The organism is Rhodococcus sp. MEB064, assembly GCF_000834565.1.
GTDB lineage: Bacteria > Actinomycetota > Actinomycetes > Mycobacteriales > Mycobacteriaceae > Rhodococcoides.
Genome location: NZ_JXQS01000038.1, coordinates 23,843 through 35,119 on the forward strand (window position 1 = coordinate 23,843; position 11,277 = coordinate 35,119).

Annotated in this window: 13 protein-coding genes; 11 read left to right on the forward strand and 2 right to left on the reverse strand. The window is 68.3% G+C overall.

The window, feature by feature from the left end; all coding sequences use genetic code 11:
• Positions 1-46: 46 nt before the first annotated feature.
• From RU01_RS16880 to RU01_RS16895, 4 genes are read left to right on the forward strand one after another with little or no spacing between them, the layout of a single operon-like run.
• The gene (locus RU01_RS16880) at positions 47-973 is read left to right on the forward strand and encodes an ABC transporter permease (RefSeq protein ID WP_042575743.1); all 927 of its coding nucleotides are present in this window, start codon (positions 47-49) and stop codon (positions 971-973) included.
• A complete protein-coding gene (locus RU01_RS16885) occupies positions 966-1,922 on the forward strand; it encodes an ABC transporter permease (RefSeq protein WP_042575744.1) in 957 nt (318 codons plus the stop codon). The genes RU01_RS16880 and RU01_RS16885 overlap by 8 nt, the downstream gene beginning before the upstream one ends.
• Positions 1,919-3,622, forward strand: coding sequence for a dipeptide ABC transporter ATP-binding protein (locus tag RU01_RS16890; RefSeq protein WP_042575745.1), 1,704 nt, complete (start codon positions 1,919-1,921; stop codon positions 3,620-3,622). Before RU01_RS16885 ends, RU01_RS16890 begins: the two co-directional genes overlap by 4 nt.
• 24 nt (positions 3,623-3,646) lie before the next feature.
• Positions 3,647-4,396 carry a hypothetical protein gene (locus RU01_RS16895; RefSeq protein WP_042575746.1) on the forward strand — a complete coding sequence of 250 codons (750 nt, stop codon included), beginning with the start codon at positions 3,647-3,649 and terminating at the stop codon, positions 4,394-4,396.
• Between the two features lie 394 nt (positions 4,397-4,790).
• On the opposite strand, the gene RU01_RS16900 is transcribed toward RU01_RS16895, so the two are convergent.
• The gene (locus RU01_RS16900; protein ID WP_042575802.1) at positions 4,791-5,615 is read right to left on the reverse strand and encodes an HAD-IB family hydrolase; all 825 of its coding nucleotides are present in this window, start codon (positions 5,613-5,615) and stop codon (positions 4,791-4,793) included.
• Positions 5,616-5,923: 308 nt separating this feature from the next.
• Here RU01_RS16900 and ssd point away from each other — a divergent pair, with 308 nt between their 5' ends.
• From ssd to RU01_RS16935, 7 genes are all read left to right on the forward strand, one after another.
• Positions 5,924-6,994, forward strand: coding sequence for a septum site-determining protein Ssd (gene ssd, locus RU01_RS16905; protein ID WP_197074801.1), 1,071 nt, complete (start codon positions 5,924-5,926; stop codon positions 6,992-6,994).
• On the forward strand, positions 6,991-8,172 hold the full coding sequence (locus tag RU01_RS16910; protein WP_042575748.1) for a TadA family conjugal transfer-associated ATPase: 1,182 nt from the start codon (positions 6,991-6,993) through the stop codon (positions 8,170-8,172). The genes ssd and RU01_RS16910 overlap by 4 nt, the downstream gene beginning before the upstream one ends.
• Complete coding sequence (locus RU01_RS16915; protein ID WP_042575749.1) at positions 8,169-8,945, forward strand: type II secretion system F family protein; 777 nt, start codon at positions 8,169-8,171, stop codon at positions 8,943-8,945. The genes RU01_RS16910 and RU01_RS16915 overlap by 4 nt, the downstream gene beginning before the upstream one ends.
• On the forward strand, positions 8,942-9,508 hold the full coding sequence (locus tag RU01_RS16920; RefSeq protein ID WP_052493330.1) for a type II secretion system F family protein: 567 nt from the start codon (positions 8,942-8,944) through the stop codon (positions 9,506-9,508). The genes RU01_RS16915 and RU01_RS16920 overlap by 4 nt, the downstream gene beginning before the upstream one ends.
• Before the next feature lie 66 nt (positions 9,509-9,574).
• On the forward strand, positions 9,575-9,766 hold the full coding sequence (locus tag RU01_RS16925) for a DUF4244 domain-containing protein (RefSeq protein WP_042575750.1): 192 nt from the start codon (positions 9,575-9,577) through the stop codon (positions 9,764-9,766).
• Positions 9,763-10,089: a TadE family type IV pilus minor pilin gene (locus RU01_RS16930; protein ID WP_042575751.1), complete on the forward strand. Its 327-nt coding sequence runs from the start codon at positions 9,763-9,765 to the stop codon at positions 10,087-10,089. The genes RU01_RS16925 and RU01_RS16930 overlap by 4 nt, the downstream gene beginning before the upstream one ends.
• Entirely contained in the window at positions 10,082-10,426 is a 345-nt protein-coding gene (locus RU01_RS16935; protein WP_042575752.1) for an Rv3654c family TadE-like protein, read from the forward strand. Before RU01_RS16930 ends, RU01_RS16935 begins: the two co-directional genes overlap by 8 nt.
• Before the next feature lie 238 nt (positions 10,427-10,664).
• Here the strand turns inward: RU01_RS16935 and RU01_RS22235 are convergent, their stop codons facing one another.
• Positions 10,665-11,276, reverse strand: a complete 612-nt coding sequence (locus tag RU01_RS22235) for a DUF998 domain-containing protein (RefSeq protein ID WP_082043191.1) — start codon at positions 11,274-11,276, stop codon at positions 10,665-10,667.
• Position 11,277: the final 1 nt, after the last annotated feature.

An 11,277-nucleotide genomic window follows, 5' to 3' on the forward strand; every position in this document is an offset into this window, starting at 1 on the left:
CGCGAGGGCCGGGCGCCCCGCGTGACCTAACACTGAAAGTGACTCGATGACCTGGTACATCGGGCGACGCGTCCTGCAGATGATCCCGGTCTTCATCGGCGCGACCCTCCTCATCTACGCAATGTTGTTCCTCCTTCCCGGAGACCCCATTGCGGCACTCGGTGGCGACAAGCCGCTGACACCGGCAGTGCAGGCAGCGCTTCGTGCCCGATACCACCTGGACGACCCGTTCTACCTGCAGTACCTGCAGTACATCAAGGGCATCTTCACCCTCGACTTCGGTACGTCCTTCTCCGGTCGTCCGGTGTCCGAGGTCATGGCCCAGGCCTTCCCGGTCACCATCAAGCTCGCCGTGATGGCGCTCATCATCGAAGCGGTCTTCGGCATCGGCTTCGGTGTCCTGACCGGCATCCGCAAGGGCGGAATCTTCGACGGCACAGTGCTCGTCATCAGCCTCATCGTCATTGCCGTCCCGATCTTCGTGCTCGGTTTCCTGGGGCAGTTCTTCCTCGGCATCAAGTGGGGGATCGCGCCGGTCACCGTGGGCGGCGACGCCACGGTCGGCAAATTGCTGCTCCCCGCCTTCGTGCTCGGACTGGTGTCCTTCGCCTACGTTCTGCGTCTGACACGGTCGTCGATCATCGAGAACCTGAACGCCGACCACGTGCGCACCGCGACCGCGAAAGGGTTGAGCCGCAAGCGCGTCGTCACCGTGCACATCCTGCGGAACTCTCTGATTCCCGTCGTCACGTTTCTGGGCGCCGACCTGGGTGCGCTCATGGCGGGCGCGATCGTCACCGAGGGCATCTTCAACATCCCCGGCGTCGGCGGCACGCTGTACCAAGCCATCGTCCGGCAGGAAGCGCCGACGGTCGTCTCGTTCGTGACCGTTCTGATCGTCATCTACATCGTCGCGAATCTCGTCGTCGATCTGCTCTACGCCGTACTCGATCCGAGGATCCGCTATGTCTGAGTCCGTCGAGCCGACAACCCGCGCCACGCAGCAGTACTTCGTGGCCGGACCGTCCGAGGTGGAGGTCGCGGTCACCGACTCGGTCGACGAGTCGGAGTCACCGTCGGGCTTCTGGAAGGACGCGTGGGGCAACCTCCGGAGAAGTCCGCTGTTCATCATCTCGGGTCTGCTCATCGTCTTCGTGATCGTCGTGGCGCTCTTCCCCGGCTTGTTCACCAGCCAGGACCCGCGCTACTGCAACGGTGACTTCTCCATGGCCGGCCGGATGCCCGGCCACCCGTTCGGATTCGACCTCCAGGGCTGTGACGTCTACGCGCGCACCGTGTACGGCGCCCGCGCGTCGGTGACGGTGGGTGTCCTCTCGACGCTTGCGGTGCTGCTGTTCGGTGGCATCCTCGGCGCCCTCGCCGGCTTCTACGGTGGATGGTTGGACTCGCTGCTGTCCCGCGTCACCGACATCTTCTTCGGTATCCCGCTCATCCTCGGTGCCATCGTCCTGCTCCAGGTCCTGCGTGACCGCAACACCTGGGTCGTGGTCGGCATCATCGCCGTGTTCGGCTGGCCGCAGATCGCCCGCATCACCCGCGGTGCGGTGCTGTCGGTCAAGAACGCCGACTTCATCACGGCGGCAACGTCCCTCGGTGTCAGTCGCTTCCGAACCCTGCTCCGCCACGTCATCCCGAACTCGCTCGGTCCGGTGATCGTCACCACCACGATCACGCTGGGTGTGTTCGTCACGCTGGAGGCGACGCTGTCGTATCTGGGTGTGGGGCTTCCGCCGTCCGTGGTGTCGTGGGGCGGTGACATCAGCACCGGTCAGTCGCGTCTGCGGTCCGGATCGCCGATCCTGTTCTATCCCGCGACAGCGCTGGCGATCACGGTGCTCGCGTTCATGATGATGGGCGACGCCCTCAGCGCCGCCCTCGATCCGAAGTCGAGGAAGCGATGAACTCGCCCGTGGACAAGCCCCTTCTCGAGATCAAGGACCTCGAGGTCTCCTTCGGATCCACGAAAGCCGTTCGCGGAGTGTCGCTGTCGGTGTATCCGGGACAGACCGTGGCGATCGTCGGTGAGTCGGGTTCCGGCAAGTCGACGACGGCGCATTCGATCATCGATCTGCTTCCGGGGTCCGGCACGGTCACCGGTGGAGAGATCCTCTTCGACGGTGTCGATGTCACCAAGGCCTCGAAGAAGGACATCGTCGCACTACGCGGCGAGAAGATCGGTCTGATCCCGCAGGACCCGATGTCGAATCTGAACCCCTTGTGGAAGATCGGCTTCCAGATCGAGGAGACCCTCGCGGCGAACAACGTCGCCAAGGGCAAGGCCGCCAAGAAGCGGGCGATCGAACTGCTCACCGAGTCGGGTATGTCCGACGCCGACAAGCGGGTCAACCAGTACCCGCACGAGTTCTCCGGCGGAATGCGGCAACGCGCGCTCATCGCCATCGGCCTGTCCTGCCGGCCGAAGCTGCTGATCGCGGACGAGCCCACATCCGCCCTGGACGTCACCGTGCAGCGCCAGATCCTCGACCACCTCGAGGGACTGACGGCCGAGCTCGGGACGGCCGTCCTGCTGATCACCCACGATCTGGGCTTGGCCGCCGAGCGCGCCGAGCACCTGGTCGTCATGTACCGCGGCCGCGTCGTGGAATCCGGACCGGCGCGGCAGATCCTGCAGGACCCGCAGCACGAGTACACCCGACGGCTGGTCGCGTCGGCTCCGTCGCTGGCATCTCGTCGGCTCGAGTCGATCAACAAGCGCGTCGAGGTTCGTGAGCAGGCGATCGAGAACGCGGTGGAGTTGGCGCAGGAGCAGGGCGCGATCGGCGGAGCCGCCCCGGTGGTGACCGACGACGTCCTGGTCGCGAACGGCCTGACCAAGTCCTTCAAGATCCGCGGCGGGGCACCGTGGAAGTCGACGGATTTCCTGGCCGTCGACGACGTGTCGTTCGCCGTTCCCCGCGGCACCACCACGGCCATCGTGGGGGAGTCGGGTTCCGGTAAGTCCACGGTGGCGCAGATGGTGCTGGGGTTGCTGCCCCCGACGTCCGGATCGGTGACATTCGACGGCCAGGACGTCTGGAGCCTGAGCCGTAAGGAGACGTTCGCCTTCCGTCGTCGAGTTCAGCCGATCTTCCAGAACCCGTACGGGTCCCTCGATCCGATGTACTCCATCTTCCGCACCATCGAGGAGCCCCTTCGTACGCACGGCATCGGTTCGAAGAAGGAGCGCGAGGCGCGGGTACGTGACCTGCTGGACAAGGTCTCGCTCCCGTCGTCGGTGATGCGCCGGTTCCCCAACGAGCTCTCGGGTGGACAGCGCCAGCGCATCGCGATCGCGCGTGCTTTGGCGCTCCAGCCGGAGGTCGTCGTGTGTGACGAGGCCGTGTCGGCTCTCGACGTGCTCGTGCAGGCCCAGATCCTGACGTTGCTCAACGACCTGCAGGCGGAGCTCGGCCTGTCGTACGTGTTCATCACGCACGACCTGGCCGTCGTGCGTCAGATCGCAGACCGGGTTCTGGTCATGCGGTCGGGCAAGGTCGTCGAGGCGTCGTCGACGGACGAGGTGTTCGCGAACCCCAAGGACGAGTACACGCAGAACCTGTTGAACGCGATCCCGGGAGCGTCCATCCCGCTCGGCGCCTAGTACTGCTGTCGGTAGTCTCGCTCCGTGAGTACTGATCCCCTCGGCCCGATCCTGCAACTCGAGGGCGTCCGTGATGCCGCCGAGCGCGCTCGCAACGCGCTCGGTGAGGTGCATCGGCACAAGGCCAACCGGCGTGGGTGGGCTGCCACTGCCTCGGAGGCCTCGGTGCGTGCCGCGCGGGCGTCGGCCGTGATCGAAGGCTCGTCGACCGCGCTTCCGGAGGACGGGCAGGACACTCCGCCGTTGCTGGCCGGAGCGCTGCGCGTGGCTCAGGCTCTCGACGGGGACAGCCTGCCGATCATGGTGGGGGTCTGGCAGCGTGCGCCTCTGCAGGCTCTGGCCCGTCTGCATCTGCTGGCCGCGGCGGACCTGGCGACCAGTCAGGACGAGCTGGGACGACCGCGGGCGGACCCGGCCGTGGCCGAAAGACTGACGTTCCTCGCCGACCTGGTGACCGGAGGAACTCGCGCTCCGGCGCCGGTACTCGCGGCGATCGTGCACGGCGAATTGCTGACGTTGAAGCCGTTCGGCACCGCGGACGGCATCGTCGCGCGCGCGGCCTCACGGTTGGTCGCGGTGTCGACCGGCTTCGATCCGCGCAACCTCGGCGTGCCCGAGGTGAGTTGGGCGACCCGACTCGCCGCGTACCGCACCGGTGCCGACGGTTTCGCGCAGGGAACGGAGCGGGGAGTCGGGAGCTGGGTGTTGTTGTGCTGCGGCACCTTCGAGGCCGGCGCAGCCGAGGCGACGACGATAGCCGACAACCAGATCTGACCGATCGGGTTGTCCCGCAACGACAACGGGCGACGTTGCCGAGTTCTCACCCCGGCATCGTCGCCCGTCAGCACGAACGTCTGTTACCAGGCGTGCAGAGTGGGTTGCGGCGGAGCGGACTCCGCGAGGCCTCGGCGAGAAATCGTGCGCCCGGGACTCGTGTCCGCAACCAGTGCGAAGTTCTCATCCCTGATGCTCGACTTTCGCAGGCCCACAACACTTGTGCCGTCAAAGCGGCTAGCTACGCGTGGGTACTGATCGGTCGTGCTGGGGAAAGCCCGGCTGGGAGAGCGATCCTTCTCTTCCGGCCCGCTCTTGGCCTTCCGTCTTCCCGTACGACCATTTGTACTCTGTGACCCGCAACACAGCAAGGGTTTCCGAGAACCCGATCGATTCAGCGTCGGCGTCGCAACAGGCTGTAGGTGGCAGCACCGGCGGCGAGAGCTCCGAACGACACCGCAGCCATCCCGGCGACAGTTCCCGACGACGGCGTCTGGAAACGAGCACGTAGCGAGACCGGGTTCGAGAATGTGAGGATGGGCCATCCGTTGGACGCCGCTTCCTTGCGGAGCCCTCGATCCGGGTTGACCGCCGTCGGGTGACCGACGGCCTCGAGCATCGGCAGATCGGTGATGGAGTCGGAGTAGGCGTACGAGCGGGAGAGGTCGTAACCCTCCTGCTCGGCCAGCTCCTCCATCGCGACGACCTTGCCCGGCCCGTAGCAGTAGAACGAGAGCTCACCGGTGTACTTGCCGTCGGCGACGGCCATACGCGTACCCATGTCGTGGTCCACGCCCAGTGCCTCCGCGATCGGAGCCACCACTTCCTCGCCCGACGCCGACACGATGACCACGTCGTGGCCGCGCAGCTTGTGGTCGGCGATCAGGTCCGCGGCTTCGGCGAAGACCAGCGGGTCGACGATGTCGTGCAACGTCTCCGCGACGATGGCTCGGACCTGCTCGACGTCCCAGCCGGTGCACATGTTGGCGATGTGGATCCGCATGCGCTCCATCTGGTCGTGGTCCGCTCCGGAGACCAGGAACAGGAACTGGGCGTAGCTGCTCTTGAGCACGCTCCGACGGTTGATCAACCCGCCGTCGAAGAAGGGCTTGCTGAAGGCGAGCGTCGACGATTTGGCGATGATGGTCTTGTCCAGATCGAAGAACGCGGCCACTCGGCCCGGCGTCCCGTGGTCGGCCGCAGCCAGGGGTGAGGTCACGTCCTCAGCGTAACGGCCGACCTGCAGTCGGAGCACAGATCGTGATCACGTCGCACATGCCGTCAGCCGTTGTCGGCGGTGTAGCATTTCGGGTGCCTGGTCTCGAATCGGGTGTGTTCAGCTCGACCCCCCGGAGCTGAACGCCGACGACCCCCGCCTCCTCCCCCCCTGGCGGGGGTCGTCCTCGGTTCGGCCCCCCCTATCACGTCTTTCGGTTCCTTGCTCTCGTCATCCCCGGGCGCGAGTTGTCCACAGGATGCGGACCGACACCCTGGTTCCGGGTGCCCGTCTCCCGCACCATCGACCACGTGACTCAACCTCCGCAGCGTGGGACAGTGCTCGTCGTCGCGTCCGACCCCGCCGTCTCCGATCACGTCCGTCGAGTGGCGGCCGCGGCCGGCCGGACGTCCGTTCACGTGCCAGGGCTCCCCGACAGGTCCGCCTGGCAGTCCGCGGACATCGTCGTCGTCGCTCGCGCGGAGGCCGATCTGGCTGCTGCGCAACAGTTCCCGATCCATCCGCGGCTCGCGGTCGTCACGGACCGCCCCGCCGACGTCCGGTCCTGGCAGGCTGCGGCGCTGCTGCGCACCACGCGCGTTCTCGAACTGCCGGCCGCGGAGACCGACCTCATGCAATTCCTCACGCTCCGGTCCCACGACAGTGGCGGCGACGGTGTCGTCATCGCGGTGACCGGGGGATGCGGGGGAGCCGGTGCATCCGTCTTCGCCACGGCACTCGCACTCGTCGCATCACGATCCGGCCGGGCACTGCTCGTCGACGGGGACGTCGGCGGCGGGGGCCTCGACCTCGTCGCGGGGCTCGACACGTCCCCCGGGTTGCGGTGGCCGGACCTGGTGATCGACGGCGGCAACGTCACGGCCGACGCGTTGCATCACGCACTTCCCGGTATCGACGACCTGGCCGTGCTCTCGACGCGTCGTGACGTGGTGAACGTGATCACGGAGAACGCCCTGCGTGCCGTGGTCGCAGCAGGACGGTCGGCCGGCGACGTGGTCGTCTGCGACACACCCAGGATCGACGGAGTCGTGCAGCGAGGCGCGTTGGACGCCGCGGACCTCGTCGTCCTGGTCGCGCCCGCCACGGTGCGATCGGCCGCCGCCGCTCGTGTCGTCGCGGACTCGGTGGGGTCCGTCTGCGCGAACGTCGGACTGGTGGTGCGGGGACCGGCACCGGGAGGCTTGACCGCCGCGGACGTCGCGGAGATCGTGCAGGTGCCGTTACTGGCGTCGGTACGGCCCGAGCGCCGCCTGGCGGCCATGCTCGACGGGCGCGGGCTGTCGTTGGGCAGGCGCTCGTCTCTGGCGGCCGCTGCATCCGCCGTGCTCGCAATCCTGTCCGACACCGGAGTGCCGTCGTGACGAACTGGGTGTCCACCGACCTGCTCGACCGGGTGCGGGGCCGACTGGCGGGTTCGGATCGGGACCCGACTCCCGCGGTCATCGCCGATGCTCTACGCACCGAAGCGGGCGGGGTACTCGGTGATGCCGATCTGTTGGCCGCGCTGCACGTCCTCGACACCGAGTTCCGCGGCGCCGGGGTTCTGGACTCCGTCCTGAGGGAACCGGGTGTCACCGACGTCCTCGTCACCGGACCCCGGGACGTCTGGGTCGACCGTGGTTCCGGATTGCGCCGCGCCGGTGTCAGCTTCACCGACGAAGCTGCGGTCCGTCGACTCGCGCAGCGACTGGCGCTGTCCGCCGGGCGGCGGCTCGACGACGCGCAGCCATGGGTGGACGGGCGTCTGCCGGGTGTCGATCGCGACTCCTTCGGAGTTCGACTGCATGCCGTACTCGCACCCGTCGCGCAGGGTGGGACGTGCCTGTCGCTGCGGGTGCTCCGTCCGGCGTCGCAGGGTCTTTCAGCGCTTGCGGAATCGGGTGCGTTCGCAACCGGGTCCGAGGAGTTGTTGCGGCGCATCGTGTCCGGACGGTTGGCGTTCCTCGTCGTCGGCGGTACCGGAACTGGCAAGACCACCTTGTTGGCGGCACTGCTGGGCGAGGTGGACCCCGCCGAGCGGATCATCTGCGTGGAGGACGCGGCCGAGTTGGCACCGTCCCACCCGCACGTCGTCCAACTCGTCGCTCGCCCCGCCAACGTCGAGGGCGTCGGTCAGGTCGATGTGCGGGACCTGGTGCGACAGGCGCTGCGGATGCGTCCGGATCGCATCGTCGTCGGGGAGGTACGCGGGGCCGAGGTCGTCGACCTGTTGACGGCGCTCAACACCGGCCACGACGGCGGCGCGGGCACCGTGCACGCCAACTCGCCCGACGAGGTGCCCGCGCGGCTCGAAGCACTTGCGGCACTGGGCGGTATGGACCGCGCGGCGTTGCACAGTCAGTTCGCCGCCGCTGTACAGGTGGTTCTGCACGTCGCGCGGGAGTCGTCCGGGCGCCGCGTGCTCGCCTCCATCGGTGTTCTCGAACGCGACGATCGTGGACTGTGCACCGTCGTCGACGCGTGGTCTCGGCGGGACGCGCACGGGCCGGGCTACGACACTCTCTTGGCCGTTCTCGGGCGACGTGAGGGGCCGGTGTGATCGCGGCGGCGCTGTGTCTTGCTCTGGCCGTGCTCGTCGTGCCGGTTCACGACGCGCGGCGTCGGTTGCGTCCGCGACGTGCTCGCACATTTCTCGTGGGGCAGGTGTCCGCCCGAATCTGGGTTCCTGCGCTGTCGCTGGTCGTCGGCGTGCTACTCGGCTGGACAGTGGGGTGCGCGCTGGCAGTGCTGGCCACCACGCTCGTCGTGCGGCACAGTCGTTCGGCGGGCCGCGTCGCCGAGCGGTCGGCGTCGACCACTCTGTGTTCCGCACTGGACACCGTGGTCGCAGAACTCCGTGTCGGTGCGCACCCGGCCGTGGCCTGTCGCGTTGCTGCGCAGGAACATCGGGGTGTGGTGGGATCGGTGTTCGCATCTGCCGCCGCGCGCGCCGAGTTGGGCGGAGCGATGTCCGACGCCGTCGGTGCCCTCGGATCCGGCGCGGACTTCGCGCGTGTGGCCGCCGTCTGGCGGGTCGCCGAGGTGCACGGCCTACGGCTCGCCTCCCTGCTCGACGCCGTCCGTACCGATCTGAAGGACCGAGCGCGATCGGCACGACGTATCGAGGCGTCGATGGCAGGTCCCCGCGCGACGGCGGCGGTGCTGGCCGCTCTACCCGCCGTGGGGACGCTGCTCGGTCAGGCGATGGGCGCATCGCCCGTCGCTGTGCTTGCCGGCGGCGGAGTCGGCGGAATCATGCTCGTCGTGGGCGTGACCCTCGCGTGTGCCGGCCTCCTGTGGACCGATGCGATCGTGGCGAAGGTGGCGTCGTGACAACCACTCTCGTCCTGCTGGCCTGTGCCCTCCTCGCGGTGCCGCCGGCCACCGGTGCGCGGGCTCGGCTGCGACCGCCGACTGTCGTCGAGTCGGAATCCTCACCGAGCGAGTACGACATCCATGCGACCGCGAGTGCCCTGGATCTGCTGTCGTCCTGTCTGCGGTCAGGCCTCGACATCGCCGCATCGGCGTCTGCCGTCGCCGGTGTCGCGCCGGAACCGATGGCGTCGGCACTTCGTCGCGCGTCTCACGTGCTCTCGCTCGGTGGGGAACCTGAATCCGCCTGGAGCGCTTTCGCGGCCGATGCGGACACGGAGGCCGTCGCGCGCGTGATCCTGCGATCGGCCAGATCGGGAACGTCCATGGCCGACGCCACCGCCGAGGCTGCGACGGAACTGCGCTCCCGAGCGGACGATGCCGCGGCTGCCGCGGGGGAGCGAGCGGGCGTCATGGTCAGCGGCCCGCTCGGCCTGTGCTTCCTGCCGGCGTTCGTCTGCCTCGGCATCGTGCCCGTGGTGATCGGTCTGGCCGGGTCGGTTCTGAACGGCGGTGTGCTGTGAGGCGCGCCCAGAAGCGCCGAGGCGGATGTCCCGCCTCGGATGATGAAGGGGGAGAACATGAGGGAAATGCTGAACCGTCTCGGAGCGCGCGCGGCGATCATGATGGCCGAGGACGACGGGATGTCCACGGCGGAGTACGCCATCGGCACCATCGCCGCGGCCGCGTTCGGGGCCGTGCTGTACACGGTGGTGACCGGCGACAGCATCGTGACCGCGTTGACGGGGATCATCGACAAGGCGCTGCAGACGCAGGTGTGACGGGGGACGCCGGCGCGGTGACGGTGGAAGCGGCGCTGGCGATCTCGTCGATCGTGGTCGTCCTGGTGCTGTGTCTGGGTGCGCTGGTGACGGTCACGTCCTACGTCCGGTGTATCGACGCGGCGCGCGAGGGAGCAAGGCTGACGGCGCTGGGGGATGTGGGTGCTCTGGATCTCGCGCGTCGGGTCGGCCCGACCGGGGCGCGGGTGACGGTGTCGCGGACCGAGGATGTCGTCACGGTGCGGGTGGAGGCGTCGTCGCCGTTGCCGGGCTTGACGGTTGCTGCCAGTGCGGTCGCGGCGGTGGAGCCGTCGGATGAATGATCGCGGGTCGGCGACGGTGGTCGGTGCGTTCGTGGCGATGGCCCTGGTGGTGGTGACCGCACTGGTCGTCTCGGTGGGGGCGGCGGTGGCGGCGCGGCATCAGGCGCAGTCGGCGGCGGACATGGCGGCGCTGGCGGGGGCTGCCGCACTTACTGGTGGGTCGGAGGCCGGATGTGCGGCGGCTACCGCGTCGGCGGAGCGGATGAACGCGGTGCTCGACGATTGCACGGTAGAGGAGTGGGACGTGCAGGTCCGGGTGCGGGTGCCGATCGCGCTGTTGCGCGTCGGTCAGCGGGATGCCTCGGCCTCGGCGCGGGCGGGACCGGCGGGCGAATAGTGGACTATCACCTCGGCCGATCGGTCAGCGCGATTCGGCGAGCCTGCGAACTTCCGGCGCGACCGGGCGGCCGGTCTTCGCACTGGCGGCCACGGCGGCTCGTGCCGCTGCGCGGCGAACGGAGACACTGCGAATCGGGGTTTGTGGCTTCTCGTCACGTGATGCTGTCGCCACCGTGAACATCCTCCCCGTCGCTGAGCGTGACCAGTGTAGAGCCGGTGGGGTTGAAGATAGTGGACTATCGACCCCGGATTCCGGGGCCTGGGTTCCACGATCGGGCGAGCAGCAGCACACCCATGCCGATGGTCCACACGTTCAAGGTGTCCAGGGCGAGGCGCTCGGTGACACCCGAGCCCAGTCCCCACTTTCCCGGGCTGAGGAACGCGATGCCGCCCACCACGGCGATCGCGCTGCAGGCGTAGGTGAACCGGGACGCGACCCGACCGACAGATCGTGCGACGCACAGCATTCCGGCGAGTTGGAGGCCGAAGTGCACCTGGGCCGCGACGGTGTGAGGAACCGGTGAGACGTCGAGCGGCAGGAACCCCACCGCACACGTCGCGAGCCCGGACAACGCCACCAGCACCCACCCGGTTCGGGCGACACCGACGGGCGGACGCACCAGAAGTGCTGCGCCCGCAGCCGTCGCGGCGCCCACGGCGACGAAGGTCGCGTTCATGACGACGTGATCGGGGGAGCAGTAGTCGGTACAGGTGGCTGCGCCGAGTGCGCTGATGACGTCGTCACGCCAGCTGTAGGGCGTTGCCCACGAGCGGGACACGACGACCTGCATCGGCCAGTAGAGGACTGTGGCGATCCACAATGCGGCCACGCTTCGACGCAGGGTCATG

Coding starts and splice junctions, on each gene's coding strand:
- RU01_RS16880 (WP_042575743.1), top strand. CDS start 47: ATGACCTGGTACATCGGGCGACGCGTCCTGCAGATGATCCCGGTCTTC.
- RU01_RS16885 (WP_042575744.1), top strand. CDS start 966: ATGTCTGAGTCCGTCGAGCCGACAACCCGCGCCACGCAGCAGTACTTC.
- RU01_RS16890 (WP_042575745.1), top strand. CDS start 1,919: ATGAACTCGCCCGTGGACAAGCCCCTTCTCGAGATCAAGGACCTCGAG.
- RU01_RS16925 (WP_042575750.1), top strand. CDS start 9,575: ATGCTGAACCGTCTCGGAGCGCGCGCGGCGATCATGATGGCCGAGGAC.
- RU01_RS16935 (WP_042575752.1), top strand. CDS start 10,082: ATGAATGATCGCGGGTCGGCGACGGTGGTCGGTGCGTTCGTGGCGATG.
- RU01_RS22235 (WP_082043191.1), bottom strand. CDS start 11,276: ATGACCCTGCGTCGAAGCGTGGCCGCATTGTGGATCGCCACAGTCCTC.